Annotated in this window: 14 protein-coding genes and 1 pseudogene; 7 read left to right on the top strand and 8 right to left on the bottom strand. The window is 59.1% G+C overall.

The window, feature by feature from the left end:
• Window positions 1–13: 13 nt before the first annotated feature.
• Together SK53_RS09750 and SK53_RS09745 are read left to right on the top strand one after the other, a co-directional pair.
• Entirely contained in the window at window positions 14–784 is a 771-nt protein-coding gene (locus SK53_RS09750) for a (S)-acetoin forming diacetyl reductase (protein WP_048209196.1), read from the top strand.
• 137 nt (window positions 785–921) lie between these two features.
• Entirely contained in the window at window positions 922–1,395 is a 474-nt protein-coding gene (locus SK53_RS09745; RefSeq protein WP_003858845.1) for a cold-shock protein, read from the top strand.
• A gap of 69 nt (window positions 1,396–1,464) precedes the next feature.
• On the opposite strand, the gene SK53_RS09740 is transcribed toward SK53_RS09745, so the two are convergent.
• The 5 genes from SK53_RS09740 to SK53_RS09720 all read right to left on the bottom strand — a co-directional run bounded on the left by SK53_RS09740 (window position 1,465) and on the right by SK53_RS09720 (window position 6,471).
• A complete protein-coding gene (locus SK53_RS09740; RefSeq protein ID WP_045332421.1) occupies window positions 1,465–2,169 on the bottom strand; it encodes an ABC transporter ATP-binding protein in 705 nt (234 codons plus the stop codon).
• Window positions 2,156–2,992: an ABC transporter ATP-binding protein gene (locus SK53_RS09735; protein WP_048209193.1), complete on the bottom strand. Its 837-nt coding sequence runs from the start codon at window positions 2,990–2,992 to the stop codon at window positions 2,156–2,158. Before SK53_RS09735 ends, SK53_RS09740 begins: the two co-directional genes overlap by 14 nt.
• On the bottom strand, window positions 2,985–3,818 hold the full coding sequence (locus tag SK53_RS09730) for an ABC transporter permease (protein WP_003858839.1): 834 nt from the start codon (window positions 3,816–3,818) through the stop codon (window positions 2,985–2,987). The genes SK53_RS09735 and SK53_RS09730 overlap by 8 nt, the downstream gene beginning before the upstream one ends.
• Complete coding sequence (locus tag SK53_RS09725) at window positions 3,818–4,831, bottom strand: ABC transporter permease (protein ID WP_048209191.1); 1,014 nt, start codon at window positions 4,829–4,831, stop codon at window positions 3,818–3,820. Before SK53_RS09725 ends, SK53_RS09730 begins: the two co-directional genes overlap by 1 nt.
• 71 nt (window positions 4,832–4,902) lie before the next feature.
• Window positions 4,903–6,471, bottom strand: a complete 1,569-nt coding sequence (locus SK53_RS09720) for an ABC transporter substrate-binding protein (RefSeq protein WP_048209189.1) — start codon at window positions 6,469–6,471, stop codon at window positions 4,903–4,905.
• A 200-nt stretch (window positions 6,472–6,671) separates the two neighbouring features.
• On the opposite strand from SK53_RS09720, the gene SK53_RS09715 reads away from it, so the two are divergent.
• Window positions 6,672–7,370 carry a GNAT family N-acetyltransferase gene (locus SK53_RS09715; RefSeq protein WP_003858833.1) on the top strand — a complete coding sequence of 233 codons (699 nt, stop codon included), beginning with the start codon at window positions 6,672–6,674 and terminating at the stop codon, window positions 7,368–7,370.
• Between the two features lie 102 nt (window positions 7,371–7,472).
• Here the strand turns inward: SK53_RS09715 and betA are convergent, their stop codons facing one another.
• From betA to betI, 3 genes are read right to left on the bottom strand one after another with little or no spacing between them, the layout of a single operon-like run.
• On the bottom strand, window positions 7,473–9,137 hold the full coding sequence (gene betA / locus SK53_RS09710) for a choline dehydrogenase (RefSeq protein WP_048209187.1): 1,665 nt from the start codon (window positions 9,135–9,137) through the stop codon (window positions 7,473–7,475).
• Window positions 9,138–9,150: 13 nt separating this feature from the next.
• Complete coding sequence (gene betB / locus SK53_RS09705) at window positions 9,151–10,623, bottom strand: betaine-aldehyde dehydrogenase (RefSeq protein ID WP_048209185.1); 1,473 nt, start codon at window positions 10,621–10,623, stop codon at window positions 9,151–9,153.
• Window positions 10,624–10,636: 13 nt separating this feature from the next.
• Entirely contained in the window at window positions 10,637–11,224 is a 588-nt protein-coding gene (gene betI / locus SK53_RS09700) for a transcriptional regulator BetI (protein ID WP_003858827.1), read from the bottom strand.
• A gap of 128 nt (window positions 11,225–11,352) precedes the next feature.
• On the opposite strand from betI, the gene betT reads away from it, so the two are divergent.
• The 4 genes and pseudogenes from betT (at window position 11,353) to sitA (ending at window position 15,320) form a co-directional block, all read left to right on the top strand.
• Window positions 11,353–13,386, top strand: a complete 2,034-nt coding sequence (gene betT / locus SK53_RS09695; RefSeq protein WP_048209183.1) for a choline BCCT transporter BetT — start codon at window positions 11,353–11,355, stop codon at window positions 13,384–13,386.
• Window positions 13,387–13,524: 138 nt separating this feature from the next.
• A pseudogene (locus SK53_RS09690) lies at window positions 13,525–13,910 on the top strand (type II toxin-antitoxin system RelE/ParE family toxin).
• 2 nt (window positions 13,911–13,912) lie between these two features.
• The gene (gene nadS / locus SK53_RS09685; RefSeq protein ID WP_032608809.1) at window positions 13,913–14,197 is read left to right on the top strand and encodes a NadS family protein; all 285 of its coding nucleotides are present in this window, start codon (window positions 13,913–13,915) and stop codon (window positions 14,195–14,197) included.
• A gap of 211 nt (window positions 14,198–14,408) precedes the next feature.
• Window positions 14,409–15,320 (top strand): iron/manganese ABC transporter substrate-binding protein SitA, encoded by a 912-nt coding sequence (gene sitA, locus SK53_RS09680; RefSeq protein WP_048209181.1) that lies wholly within the window; start codon window positions 14,409–14,411, stop codon window positions 15,318–15,320.

Below are 15,320 nucleotides of genomic sequence, written 5' to 3'. Positions count from 1 at the left end.
TAAGGACAGAGAAATGCAAAAAGTGGCTCTCGTAACCGGCTCCGGCCAGGGGATTGGCAAAGCGATCGCGCTTCGCCTGGTGAAGGATGGTTTTGCCGTTGCTATTGCGGATTATAACGAAGAGACGGCGAAAGCGGTCGCGGATGAGATCACCCGCAACGGCGGGAAGGCCGTCGCCGTGAAGGTGGACGTCTCTGACCGCGAGCAGGTGTTCGCGGCGGTGGAAAAAGCCCGCACTGCGCTGGGCGGTTTTAACGTCATCGTCAATAACGCCGGGGTGGCGCCGTCCACGCCGATCGAATCCATCACGCCGGAGATTGTCGACAAGGTCTACAACATCAACGTGAAAGGGGTGATCTGGGGCATTCAGGCCGCAATTGACGCCTTCCGCAAAGAGGGGCACGGCGGCAAAATCATCAACGCCTGCTCCCAGGCGGGCCATACCGGCAACCCGGAACTGGCGGTCTACAGCTCCAGCAAGTTCGCGGTGCGTGGCTTAACCCAGACCGCCGCGCGGGATCTCGCGCCGCTGGGGATCACCGTTAACGCCTATTGCCCGGGCATCGTCAAAACGCCGATGTGGGCGGAAATCGACCGTCAGGTCTCCGAGGCGGCGGGTAAACCGCTTGGCTACGGGACGGAAACCTTTGCCAAACGCATTACGCTTGGCCGTTTGTCCGAGCCGGAAGACGTGGCCGCCTGCGTCTCTTACCTCGCCGGGCAGGATTCCGACTACATGACCGGTCAGTCGCTGCTGATTGATGGTGGGATGGTGTTCAACTAAATACACAATACTAAAAAGCTCTGACATGAACTTTCCCCTGCTCCCGTGCAGGGGCTTTTTTTTGTCTCGTCAGCCATTGTGCATTACACTGCGCGCTGCAAAACTTTAGTCTTGAGATCTGACAGGCGGTAACAGCGATGAACGGTACAATCACAACGTGGTTTAAAGATAAAGGCTTTGGATTTATCAAAGATGAAAACGGCGACAACCGCTACTTTCATGTGATTAAGGTCGCCAACCCTGATCTGATTAAGAAAGATGCGGCGGTGACCTTCGAGCCAACCACCAACAGCAAAGGCCTTTCCGCGTATGCGGTGAAGGTGATCCCCGAAAGTAAGCACCTCTATATTGCAGGCGAGCGCGTGAAGCTCACCTCGATCAAATCCTTCGTGGTGTTCAGCGAGGAAGAGCCCGTTGATACTAAAATCGACAAAGAGAACGCGGTGCTGTCGGTGGGGCTGCTGATGAACAGCATCAAACCAAAATCCGAGAAAAAGCCGGGCGAAATGCGCACGGTGAAGAAGCTGGCGATCACTACCTTCCAGAACACGACGCTGATCTTCACTGAAGATGAGATCGACATCGACGCCACGGTGAAGCTGCTGAAGTAACGTTTTGCCGGGTGGCGGTTACGCCTTACCCGGCCTACAAAATGCGTGCGGCACTCGCCGCCGCACGGTTTACCCCATCCTGTGCTCGCCCCGCAACATTGCTTCACGGTCAAATACCCGCTGGATCTCCCCGTGCGCCATAAATGCCGCCCGGTCGGACATATGCGCAATCACATCCGCATCGTGGCTCACCAGCAGGTAGGTCATGCCGTGCTGCGCCTTCAGGCGGTTGAGCAGGTTCAGAATCTCCGCCTGTACCGACATATCCAGCGCCGAGGTCGGTTCATCCAGCAGCAGAAGCTGCGGGCGCAGCAGCAGCGCGCGGGCAATGGCCACGCGCTGACGCTGTCCGCCGGAAAGCTGATGCGGGTAACGCCTGCCCGCATCGGCAGCCAGACCTACCTGTTGCAGCGCATCCGCCACTTTTTCGGCAACCTGGCTTTCGCCGTGGATGTTTAACGGCTCCGACAGGGTGCGGGCAATGGTGTGGTTCGGGTGCAAAGACGCCCACGGATCCTGGAACACCATCTGCACGTTGCGGCGAAGCGCGCCTTCAAAACGTCGTCCTGGCCGTAAATTTTCCCCGAGGACGGAAATGTGGCCATTCCACTCGGGCAGCAGCCCCGCCAGCACGCGCAGAAGAGTCGATTTGCCGCAGCCGGATTCACCGATCAGGCTGAAGGTTTCACCTTTTTCGATGGCAAAACTGGCGGCGGAAACCGCCGTTTTTTCACCAAAACTCACCCGGAGCTGGTTAACCTCAACGAGTGCCATTGTCGTCCTCCTTCCACGGTTGCGAACGGTCAAGCGTCGGCAGCATCTGCCCATAGGTATGGGCGTCTGGACGACAGGTCCACAGGGTGCGCGTGTACGGATGCGTCGCCTGCGGGAGCCGGCTTGCCGCCATCTCATCGACCTTTTCACCCTGATACATTACCAGCACGCGGTCGCAGTGCTCCGCCACCAGCGGCAGATCGTGGCTGATGAGCAGCATCGCCATCTGGCGTTCTTCGCACTGCTGCACCAGCAGCTCCAGGATCTGGTTGCGCAGGCGTGCGTCCAGCGCGGAAGTCGGTTCGTCGGCGATCAGCACCTGCGGGTTGTTGACGAGCGCAATGGCGATCATCACGCGCTGGCCCATGCCGCCGGAAAGTTCGCCGGGATAGCGCTGGAGCACGTGCTCGTTCAGCCCCACGGCGCGGATGATATCGTGAATGCGCGCCAGTCGTTCGGCGCGGGGCAGGCGCTGATGGAGGGTCAGCGCCTCATCAAGCTGGGCGGCGACGGTTTTCACCGGGTTTAGCGCGTAGCGCGGGTCCTGTAGAACCATCGCAATGCCGTTGCCGCGCAGCGCCTGCCAGCGGCGGCTGTTCAGGGTCAGCAGGTCGTTGCCAAGCACGTTAAGCCGCTTAGCGCGCACGATGCCGGGCTTGCGCACCAGCCCCATCAGGGCGCGGGCAGACATGGACTTGCCGGAGCCGGATTCTCCCACCAGCGCCAGCCGCTCTTTGCCCAACGTAAAGCTCAGGTTGTTGACCACGCGCGCGGCGGGGTAGTCGATATTCAGCGCATCGACGATGACGCGGTGTTCAGTCATGCTGTGGCTCCAGTACGTCGCGCAGGCCATCGCCCAGCAGGTTAAAGGCCAGGCTGGCAAACAGAATCGCCCCGCCTGGAATGGCGGCAATCCACCACTGGTCAAAAATGACCTGCATGCCGTCGGCAATCATCGCGCCCCATTCCGCCATCGGTGGACGCGCGCCCAGACCAAGGAAGCCCAGCCCGGCAGCGGCCAGAATAATCCCGGCCAGATCCAGCGCCAGTCGCACAATCGCGGAGGGCAGGCACAGGGGCAGAATATGGCCGACCAGCAGGCGCGGGCCGCGAATGCCCATCATCTCCGCGGCGGCCAGATAATCGCTGTGGCGCAGACGCTGGATTTCACTGCGCGCCTGGCGCGCATAGGCAGGCCAGGTCGTTAAGGCCAGCGCCAGCGCGCCGTTCACCAGACCGGGGCCGAGCATCGCGACAAACGCGAAGGCGAGGATCAGGCGCGGCATCGACATCACCACGTCGGTAAAGCGCATCAGGATGCGCTCCATCCAGCCGCCGTAGTAGCCTGACAAAATCCCCACCAGCAGACCGGCGGGGAGGGTAATAACGGTGACTAAGGCCACCAGCCCCAGTGCCGGACGGGTGCCGTAGATTAATCGGGAGAGCAGATCCCGCCCATAGCTGTCAGTACCCAGCCAGTGCTGCGCGTTGGGCGGTTGCAGACGCGCGGCGGCGTCCTGCCAGTTGGGATCCTGCGGCGCAAGCCACGGCGCGAACAGAGCAATAAGCACCAGCAGCGCGATGGCGATCAGCCCGCAAAACGCGGCAGGGGAGCGGCGCAGGCGGCGTAAGAAGAGATAAAACGGCATTAGCGCACCCTGGGATCGGTCGCCCGCACAAGCAGGTCGGTAAGGTTATTGATCAGAACAAAGCAGACGCCAATCAGCAGCGTGCCGCCCATCACGGCGGTGGTGTCACCGGCGAACAGGGCCGTGGTGAGGTAGCGCCCGATGCCCGGCCACGAGAAGACGGTTTCGGTTAATACCGCGCCCTCCAGCATGCTGGTGTAGGCCAGCGCAATCACCGTCAGCAGCGTGCTGCGAATGTTCGGCAGCACGTGACGCAGCAGGATGGTCATCTCTCCGGCGCCCTTGGCGCGGGCGAGCAATATGTACTCTTTGTTCATCTCGCTCAGACAGGCGGAGCGCGTCAGGCGGGTGATACTTGCCAGCGAGTAGTAGGCCAGCAGCAGCACCGGCAGCACCAGGTGGCTGATGGCGTTGCGGAACGCCTCGCGGTCGCCGGAAAGCCAGGTATCTACCAGCGCAAATCCGGTTCGTGGCTCGACGGTGAATTGCCAGATGTCGTCCAGCCTGCCGGGGCCAGCGCTCCACTGTAGTTTCGCGTAGAACAGAGCCAGCATCAGCAGGCCGAGCCAGAATATCGGCACCGAATTGCCGAGCAGGGTGAGCGTTCTGATCGCTAAGTCCAGTGGCGAACCGGCGTAGCGGGCGCACAGCACACCCGCAATTACGCCGAGTACTGTGCCGATAATTAGCGCCAGCGTTGCCAGTTCCAGCGTGGCGGGAAAGGCGTGCAGCAGGTCCTGCAATACCGGCTGACCGGTAGCGCTGGCGGTGCCTAAATCCCCGTGAGCGAGGTTTTGCAGGTAGTGCCAGAACTGCACCGGCAGGGGCCGATCCAGCCCAAGCTGCTGGCGAACCTGATCGTAAGTGGACTGGCTGGCGTGATCGCCGACGAGCTGCAATACGCGATCGACCGGGGAAAAGGCAGAGAGCGCAAACGTGACCAGCAGTAGCCCGAACAGCGTGAGCAGGAGAGTCAGCAGACCCTGAAGCACGCGGGTGGAAAGATGTGGCATGGGAAAATCGTTATCCTGAAAATATGCACGAACGACCCCCTCTCCCACGGGAGAGGGAGAGGGGGGAAAAGCTACTTCATAACGCGATCGTACCAGACCATATCCGCGTTCAGCCCCTGCTGATACCCCTTCACGTTATCGCGCACCACGATCTGAGTTTTGCCCTGGTCAACGAACACGTACGGCGAGTTATGCTGTAACTGTTCCTGCATCTTCTTATACAGATCCAGACGTTTCGCCGGATCCGGCTCGGCAACCGCCGCCAGCGTGGCCTTGTTCAGCTCCGGGATTTTCCAGCCGTTCAGACCGGCCACGGTGCTGGACTTCCCGTCGTTCCACGCGAAGGCGCTGGCGTTGGAGTGCGCATCGAAGTAATCCGGGATCCACAGACGAATCGCCGCCTGATGCTGCTTAGCGCGCACGCGGGCGTACACTTGGCTACCCGCAGCGGGCAGCAGATCCACCTTCACGCCACCCTGAGCAAAGCTCGCCTGCATGGATTGCGCGATGGTGATGAACGGTGGTTTATTCTCCACGTCCAGCGTGAAATGCGCGTCTTTGATGCCCGCCTTGGCGAGGATCGCTTTTGCTTTTGCCGGGTCAAACGTGAACGGATTGTCCTCCAGCGCGCCCGGCAGGCCGACCGGCAGGAAGCTCTGATGAACAAAATACTGGCCTTTCAGCAGGTCTTTGGTGATGCCTTCATAATCCACCAGCCAGCGCGAGGCTTCCCAGAACGCTGGATTATTCAGCAGCGGGTTAGCGCTGTTGCCGGTGTTAAACACCAGATAGTTTTGCTCGGCAGAAGGGATGCTAAGCACCTTCACGCCCGGCTTGCCGCTGAGGGCGCTTATCTGGTCTGCACCCAGATCGCGCGCCACGTCCGCATCACCCTGCTGGATCAGCAGGCGGCGGGAAGCGGGATCGGGGACGTTTTTAATGATGATGCTTTTAAGCTTCGGCGCGCCGCCGGGCGCGGATTCGTTGGCTTCCAGCACGATGGCCTGATGCGGCTGGTAAACGCGCATTTTGAACGCGCCGCTGCCCGCAGAGTGCATTTTTAACCACGCGTTGCCGAAGTCGTCATCCTTCACGTTCGCCGCAACCTGTTTTTCATCGACGATGGAGGCAATCGGCGTGGAGAGAATATTCAGCGCCACCGACGGGCTAACGTCGGCCGTCCAGTGAAGCGTGAGGGTATGGTCGTCCACTTTCTTTAGCTGGCTGGCGATGTTGCTGGCGTCCCAGCCCAGTACGTTGAGGATAAACGCCGGGGATTTGTTCAGCTTCACGGCGCGGGTATAAGAGAAGATCACGTCTTCCGGGCGCAGCGGGTTGCCGGAGGAGAATTTCGCATCGGGTTTAAGCTTGATGGTCAGGGTTTTTGCTGCCGCGTCCGCGTCCCAGCTTTCTGCCAGAACCGGCGTGATTTTTTCCGGATTATCGCGGTCCGGCTGTACCAGACGCTGGTACAGGCTTGGCACGGTCTGGATGCTGGAAAGCTCGTTGGCTTCGGCCGGGTCAAGGCTCACGATATCATCCAGACCCTGGGCGACAACCAGCGTGTTGGGCGGGGTAGCGGCGTGAGCAGCGCTTGAGAGCGCAGCCAGCACCAGTAACGGCAGCAGTTTTTTAGTCATAGCGATCCCTGAATAAAATATATTGTGATTGTTTTATGCACCGTTACGGTAGGCTGGCTGAGGATTTCCTCAAAGTCGAAATTCTGCTTTGCTTATGCCATCCGGGAATAACGCATTCGGTCTGGTTATGAGTCACCTCTCTTTTCGTTCGCTTTTTAACCTGCTATAACAAACTCATTACCTTTCAGGGAGTCACCGCCGTGCCCGAAATCAATCAACATGGTCAAACCGTTAACGATATTGTCCCGGACTGGAAATGCGCCCGCGCGTTAACCCGTACTCTGCTCACCGGCCAGTATTGCCGCCTGGAGCCGCTGGATGCTGACCGCCATTCGGCTGATTTGTTTGAAGCCTATGCGCTGGGTGACGACAGCGACTGGACGTGGCTTGCCAGCACCCAGCCTGTGAGCGTTGAGGCCACTGCGCACTGGGTGCTGGGAAAGGTGCTGGATGACGACCTGGTGCCCTTTGCCGTTATCGATCTGCGCACCGAAAAGGCGGTAGGGCTGGTCAGCTATATGGCGATAGAACGCTTTCAGGGCTCGGTTGAGATCGGCCACGTCACCTGGTCGCGCAGGATGAAGGGCACCCGCGTGGGTACCGAAGCGGTGTGGCTGCTGCTGAAAAATGCCTTTGAGCATCAATATCGCCGGCTGGAGTGGAAGTGTGATTCGATGAACATCGCCTCACGCAACGCGGCGGAGCGGCTGGGGTTTGTCTGGGAAGGGCGCCTGCGCCAGAAGCTGGTGCGTAAAGGCCGCAACCGCGACAGCGATATGCTTTCGATTATTGACGGCGAATGGCCGGAAAAGGATGCGGCTCTGCGGGCCTGGCTGGCAGCGGAGAATTTTGACGGGGAAGGGCGGCAGGTCAGGCGGTTAGAGGAATTTCGGACGTAAAAGCCTTACCCCTCACCCCAACCCTCTCCCCAAAGGGGAGAGGGTGTTCAAGTTCCCTCTCCCCTTTGGGGAGAGGGTTAGGGTGAGGGGAGAAGTTCGCACTCAGCGGCGAACCGGCGCCCCGTTCGCCACATAATACGCCGCCGTGCTCTTCGCCAGCGGCTCGCGCCCGCGAATGGCGTCGGCAATCTTTTCGCCAATCATGATGGTGGTGGCGTTCAGGTTGCCGGTGATAATCTGCGGCATAATCGACGCATCCACTACGCGTAACCCTTCCAGCCCGTGAACGCGGCCTTCGCCGTCGACCACCGCCATTTCGTCGTAGCCCATCTTGCAGGTACCGCACGGGTGGAAGGCGGTTTCGGCGTGGTTGCGCACGAACTCGTCCAGCTGTTCGTCGGTCTGGCATTCGACGCCCGGGCTGATTTCACGACCGCGATACTTGTCCAGCGCCGGCTGATGCATGATCTCGCGGGTGATGCGGATCGCGTCGCGGAACTCCTGCCAGTCCTGCTCGTGGGACATGTAGTTGAACAGGATCGCCGGATGCTGGTGCGGATCGCGCGACTTGATGCGCACGTGGCCGCGGCTCGGGGAGCGCATGGAGCCAACGTGGCACTGAAAACCATGCTCTTTCACCGCGTTCGAGCCGTTGTAGTTAATCGCCACCGGCAGGAAGTGATACTGAATGTTCGGCCACTCGAACTCCTCGCGGCTGCGGATAAACCCGCCTGCTTCGAAGTGGTTGCTCGCGCCCACGCCCGTGCCGCCAAACAGCCACTCCGCGCCAATCTTCGGCTGGTTCCACCATTGCAGGGCAGGGTAGAGGGAGACCGGCTCCTTACATTCATACTGAAGATACATCTCCAGGTGATCCTGCAAGTTTTCACCCACTCCGGGTAAATCATGTACCAGCGGGATATCAAACTGCTTCAGCAGTTCAGCGTTGCCCACGCCGGAGCGCTGGAGGATCTGCGGAGACGCGATGGCGCCCGCGCACAGCAGTACCTCTTTCTTCGCTGTCGCTTTTGACGGAATGGTGCTTTCGCCTTCCAGCCACTCGACGCCCACCGCGCGCTTGCCGTCAAAGATAATGTGATCGGTCATGGCGTGGGTGCGGATGGTCAGATTCGGGCGCGGTTTGGCCTGATCCAGATAGCCGCGCGCGGTGCTGGCGCGTCGGCCCTGCGGCGTGACCGTGCGATCCATCGGGCCAAAGCCTTCCTGCTGATAGCCGTTGAGATCGTCGGTGCGCGGGTAGCCCGCCTGCACGCCTGCCTCCACCATCGCTTCAAACAGCGGGTTCACACCCGGCTTAGAGGTGGTGACGCTCACCGGACCGTCGCCGCCGTGGTAGTCGTTCGGCCCCACGTCGCGGGTCTCTGCCTTGCGGTAGTAGGGCAGGCAGTTGAGATAGCTCCAGTGCTCCAGACCCGGTTCTTTCGCCCAGTTGTCCAGATCCATTGCATTGCCGCGCACGTAGCACATGCCGTTGATCAGCGACGAGCCGCCCAGCCCTTTACCCCGTCCGCACTCCATGCGGCGGTTGTTCATGAAAGGCTCTGGCTCGGTTTCATACGCCCAGTTGTAGCGCTTGCCCTGCAACGGGAAGGCCAGCGCGGCAGGCATCTGGGTGCGGAAGTCAAAGCGGTAGTCCGGCCCGCCCGCCTCAAGCAGCAGGACGGTGGTGTTTGGATCTTCAGTCAGTCGTGTTGCCAGTACGTTGCCGGCAGAGCCGGCCCCGATAATGATGTAGTCAAATTGCAAATAAACCTCCCGGTTAAAATATGGACTGGAATTTACCCATCTCAACCTGGATGGACTTCACCTGGGTGTAACTCTGAAGCGTCATGACGCCGTTCTCACGGCCAATGCCGGAGTGTTTGTAGCCGCCCACCGGCATCTCCGCGGCGGATTCGCCCCAGGTGTTGATCCAGCAGATGCCCGCTTCGAGCTGATGAATGGCGCCGTGGGCGCGGTTCAGGTCGGTCGTGACGATGCCTGCCGCCAGCCCGTAGTCGGTGTCGTTGGCGCGGCGAATCGCTTCCTCAATGGACTCATAGGTGAGGATGGACATCACCGGGCCGAAGATCTCTTCGCGCACGATGGTCATCTCGTCGGTGCAGTCGGTGAACACGGTTGGGGCCACCCACGCGCCGTTATCGAAGCCTTCGCCCTTCAGCACGTCGCCGCCGCACAGCACGCGCGCGCCTTCCTCTTTGCCTTTGGCGATGTAGCGCATCACGCTGTCCCGGTGCGGGAAGCTGACCATCGGACCAAAGTTGGTAGCTTCATCGAACAGATCGCCCGCGCGGATGCGGCCCAAGCGCTCAACGATTTTTTGCTCAAACGCGGCTTTGAACTTCGCGGGCACGAACACGCGGGTGCCATTGGTGCACACCTGGCCGGAGCTGAAGAAGTTGGCCATCATGGCGATATCTGCCGCGAGATCCAGATCCGCATCGTCAAACACTATCAGCGGGGATTTACCGCCCAGCTCCATCGTCACCTCTTTCAGGGACGAGGCCGCCGAGTTGGCCATCACCTTTTTGCCGCTGGCGACGCCGCCGGTAAAGGAGACTTTCGCGATGCCCGGATGCTCGGTCAGGTACTGGCCGGTCTCCGCGCCTACGCCCGGCAGGACGTTAAACACGCCGTCCGGCAGGCCCGCTTCGGTGTAGATTTCAGCAAGCTTCAGGGCGGTAAGCGGTGTCACTTCGCTCGGCTTGAAGATCATTGCGTTGCCCGCCGCCAGCGCCGGCGCGGATTTCCACAGGGCGATCTGGATCGGGTAGTTCCACGCGCCGATGCCCGCCACCACGCCCAGCGGCTCGCGGCGGGTGTAGACGAACGAGGTGTCGCGCAGCGGGATCTGGCTGCCCTCCAGCGCCGGGATCAGCCCCGCGTAGTACTCCAGCACGTCCGCGCCGGTGACGATGTCGACGGTCGAGGTTTCGGAATACGCTTTACCGGTGTCGAGGGTTTCCAGCGTTGCCAGCTCGTCGTTACGCTCGCGCAGGATATCGACGGCGCGACGCAGGATGCGCGAGCGCTCCATGGCGGTCATCGCCGCCCAGATTTTTTGCCCGCGCTTTGCGCTTTCGACGGCGTGGTCCACGTCTTCGCGCCCGGCGGCCTGCACGGTCGCCAGAACTTCACCGTTCGCCGGGTTGATGGTCTCGAAGGTGCGACCGCTGGTGGCGGATGTATAACCACCATTGATATAAAGCTGCTGTTCTGCCATTCGGGACATAAATTCTCCTCGGTTAGTCGGTCGGTAAATGCTGGCTGATAAAGTGGCTGGTAAGCGACTGGGCCAGGGTTTTATCCAGCGGTTTGCCGCTGAGCGCAGCGCGCAGCCACAGCCCGTCAATCAGTGCGGCGAGCCCGTAGCCCGCCTCTTCAGCCTGTTCACGCGGCAGCTCGCGGCGGAACTCGTACACCAGGTTTGAGAGCAACCGACGGCTGCTGACCTGCTGCAAACGGTAGAGCATCGGCTGATGCATGCTGCTGGCCCAGAAGGCCAGCCAGGCCTTCATCGCCGCGCCGCTAACCTGAGTTTCATCAAAATTGCCGCCGACAATCGCCTGCAAGCGCTGCTCTGCACTGCCGTCCGGCAGGGCGCGTAAACGGCTTAATACCGCGTCGCGCAGCTGACCGGTGATGTCGCGCATGGTCGCTTCCAGCAGACCGTTTTTATCTTTGAAATAGTGGCTGATGATCCCCGTGGACACGCCCGCCCTACGGGCGATCTGCGCGATGGTTGCGTCATGCATTCCCACTTCATTAATTGCTTCCAGCGTGGCATCGATTAGCTGCCTGCGCCGGATCGGCTGCATCCCCACTTTGGGCATTTTTGCCACTCCATTCATCAGCGTTGGTAATCTATTAAAGCGGTTTTTGATTGGACGTTCAATATAAAATGTGTCTTAATTGTTGCGACTTTGGATTTCAATAGTTACAAAAACAGTGGGGATACTGGATGACAGACCTTTCACAAGACAGAGAAAAAGACAAAATCAACCCGGTCGTTTTTTATACGTCCGCCGGGCTGATTTTGTTGTTTTCCCTGACGACCATCTTCTTTCGTGATTTTTCTGCCGAGTGGATTGGGCGCACTCTGGACTGGGTGTCAAAGACCTTCGGCTGGTACTATCTGCTGGCCGCGACGCTTTACATCGTGTTCGTGGTCTGCATTGCCTGCTCGCGCTTCGGTTCGGTAAAGCTCGGGCCAGAGCAGTCTAAGCCCGAGTTCAGCCTGCTGAGCTGGGCCGCAATGCTGTTTGCCGCAGGCATCGGCATCGACCTGATGTTCTTCTCCGTGGCGGAACCGGTCACGCAATATATGCAGCCGCCGGAAGGGGCAGGGCAGACGATGGAGGCCGCGCGCCAGGCGATGGTCTGGACGCTGTTCCACTACGGCCTGACGGGCTGGTCGATGTACGCCCTGATGGGCATGGCGCTCGGATACTTTAGCTATCGTTATAATTTGCCCCTTACCATCCGCTCCGCGCTGTACCCGATTTTCGGCAAAAAGATCAACGGTCCGATTGGCCACAGCGTCGACATTGCGGCGGTGATCGGCACCATCTTCGGCATCGCCACCACGCTCGGAATTGGCGTGGTGCAGCTCAACTACGGGCTGAACGTGCTGTTTGACATCCCGGATTCGATGGCGGCGAAGGCGGCGCTGATTGCGCTGTCGGTGATTATCGCCACCATCTCGGTGACCTCCGGCGTGGATAAAGGGATTCGCGTGCTCTCCGAACTGAACGTCGCGCTGGCGCTGGGGCTGATCCTGTTCGTGCTGTTTATGGGCGACACCTCGTTCCTGCTCAATGCCTTAGTACTGAACGTGGGTGATTACGTGAACCGCTTTATGGGCATGACGCTGAACAGCTTCGCCTTTGACCGTCCGACAGAGTGGATGAACAACTGGACGCTGTTCTTCTGGGCGTGGTGGGTGGCGTGGTCGCCGTTTGTCGGCCTGTTCCTGGCGCGTATTTCGCGTGGGCGGACCATCCGTCAGTTCGTGATGGGCACGCTGATTATCCCGTTCACCTTTACCCTGCTGTGGCTGTCGATTTTCGGCAACAGCGCGCTGCACGAGATCATCCACGGCAATGCGACTTTTGCCCAGGAAGCGATGGCGCACCCGGAGCGCGGCTTCTACAGCCTGCTGGCGCAGTACCCGGCGTTCACCTTTAGCGCGTCCGTAGCGACCATTACCGGCCTGCTGTTCTACGTCACCTCGGCGGACTCTGGCGCGCTGGTGCTGGGGAACTTCACCTCGAAGCTCAAGGACATTAACAGCGACGCGCCGAACTGGCTGCGCATCTTCTGGTCCGTCGCCATCGGCCTGCTGACGCTCGGCATGCTGATGACCAACGGTATCTCGGCGTTGCAGAACACGACGGTGATCATGGGCCTGCCGTTCAGCTTCGTGATCTTCTTCGTGATGGCCGGGCTGTATAAATCGCTTAAGGTGGAAGACTACCGCCGCGTCAGCGCCAGCCGCGACACCGCCCCGCGTCCGCTGGGCGCGCAGGACAGGCTGAGCTGGAAAAAACGCCTCTCGCGCCTGATGAATTACCCCGGTACGCGCTACACCAAACAGATGATGGAGACGGTCTGTTTCCCGGCGATGGAAGAGGTGGCACAGGAGCTGAAGCTGCGTGGCGCCTACGTGGAGCTGAAAAACCTGCCCCCGGAAGAGGGCGAAAATCTGGGGCACCTGGATCTGCTGGTGCACATGGGCGACGAGCAGAACTTTGTCTATCAGATCTGGCCGCAGCAGTATTCGGTACCCGGCTTTACCTACCGGGCGCGCAGCGGGAAGTCGACCTACTACCGGCTGGAGACGTTCCTGCTGGAAGGCAGCCAGGGGAATGATCTGATGGATTACAGCAAGGAGCAGGTGATTACGGACATTCTGGACCAGTATGAACGGCACCTGAACTTTATCCATCTGCACAGGGAAGCGCCTGGGAATAGCGTGATGTTCCCGGATGTCTAAACGGATTCTTAAAATACCTTCAGACTGTATATAAATACAGTTATTTGGCGCAGCATTACTCAAGGAAGAGTAACCATGCAGCAAGAGCCTGATGCTGAAGCATTCGGGCTTTTGCTGCGTTTAGGGAAGGAACTATGGATGAGTCATGCGATAGAGTTTATCGAAACATCACTCTTTACCCGACAGATTAAAAGCATTGCTACGGATGATGAATTAAAGGATCTGCAAAAGGAACTTATTGCCTGGCCTGATAAAGGTGACCTGATCCAGCAGACGGGGGGTTACGTAAAATAAGGATGGCGGCAGGCTCAAAGGGAAAGAGAGGGGGGATCAGAGTGATTTACTTTCTTGCCACAGAGGAGGTGATCTATTTCATTATGGCCTATCCAAAATGCATAAAGGACAGCCTGACAGAGACAGAGAAAGCAGAACTTAAAAAGCTGACTTCCATTCTGAAAAATACTGCTTCCAGTGCCGTAAATTTGAGGTGTACTATGTACCCTAATCAGGCAGGTGGAGGCTGATAATGAGTATTTTCAATGAATTAAAATCTTCGCTTGAAGAGGCCGTTCAGATCCATAACGGAAGAAAAGCCGCTTCCCGGGTAACCCGCTATGAAGTTGCTGATGTGCGCGCCATCAGAGAGCAGCTCAATATCACGCAAAGCGAAATGGCGAAGGCGCTTGGCACGAGCGTCGATACGATAAAGAGCTGGGAGTCTAAACGTCGCAACCCAACCGGGCTGGCGGCGAAGGTACTTAATGTGATTCGGGAGAATCCTGCATTTTATAAGGCACTTGCCGGGCAGTGAGTCGCCCTTATGCCGGGTGGCGCTGCGCTTACCCGGCCTACAAAACTCCAAAACTGCTTTACCGTAGGCCTGATAAGCGAAGCGCCATCAGGCTCTCCCTCCGTTGACACAACTTTAATGATAATTATTTTCATTTAAATATAGCCTGTGCTATACCTTATAGCACAGGCTAATTTTGCTTTGATTTTAATCACCTCAGGAGACTTCTGCGATGCATCCACGGCAAGGATTGAAGCGTCTGTTGCTCGGCGCGCTGCTCATGACCGCGACCACCACGGGCGCGCTGGCGGCTGAAAAGTTCCATGTCATCACCACTTTTACCGTTATCGCTGATATGGCGAAAAACGTGGCGGGGGATGCCGCAGAGGTCACCTCCATCACCAAACCGGGCGCGGAAATTCACGAATACCAGCCAACGCCGGGCGATATCAAACGCGCGCAGAAGGCGCAGCTGATCCTGGCGAACGGCATGAACCTGGAGCTGTGGTTTAAGCGCTTTTATCAGCATCTGAACGGCGTGCCGGAGGTGATTGTCACCAAAGGCATCACCCCGATGGGCATCAGCGAAGGGCCCTATAACGGCAAGCCCAATCCGCACGCGTGGATGTCGCCGGACAACGCCCTGATTTACGTCGATAACATCCGCGACGCGCTGGTGAAGTACGATCCGGCCAACGCACAGACGTATCAGCGCAACGCTGATGCTTACAAGCAGAAGATCACCGCCACTCTCGAACCGCTGCGCAAGCAGGTCGCGGAGATACCGGAAGACAAACGCTGGATGGTGACCAGCGAAGGGGCTTTTTCCTATCTAGCGCGGGATTTGGGCCTGAAGGAGCTTTACCTGTGGCCGATCAACGCCGATCAGCAGGGCACGCCCCAGCAGGTGCGCAAGGTTATCGATCTGGTGAAAAAACATCACATTCCGGCGGTGTTCAGCGAAAGCACGGTCTCGGATAAGCCCGCCCGTCAGGTGGCGCGTGAAACCGGCGCCCACTATGGCGGCGTGCTGTACGTCGACTCTCTGAGCGCGGAAAACGGCCCGGTGCCAACCTATATCGATCTGCTGAACGTCACCACCCGCACGCTGGTGCAGGGCATCCACGACGGGATGAAGGAGTAA

The sequence above is a fragment of the Enterobacter sp. MGH119 genome (assembly GCF_001037675.1).
Classification (GTDB): Bacteria; Pseudomonadota; Gammaproteobacteria; order Enterobacterales; family Enterobacteriaceae; genus Enterobacter; species Enterobacter hormaechei_C.
The sequence above is the reverse complement of the archived record's forward strand: the minus strand, read 5'-3'. Positions and strand labels throughout refer to the sequence as shown.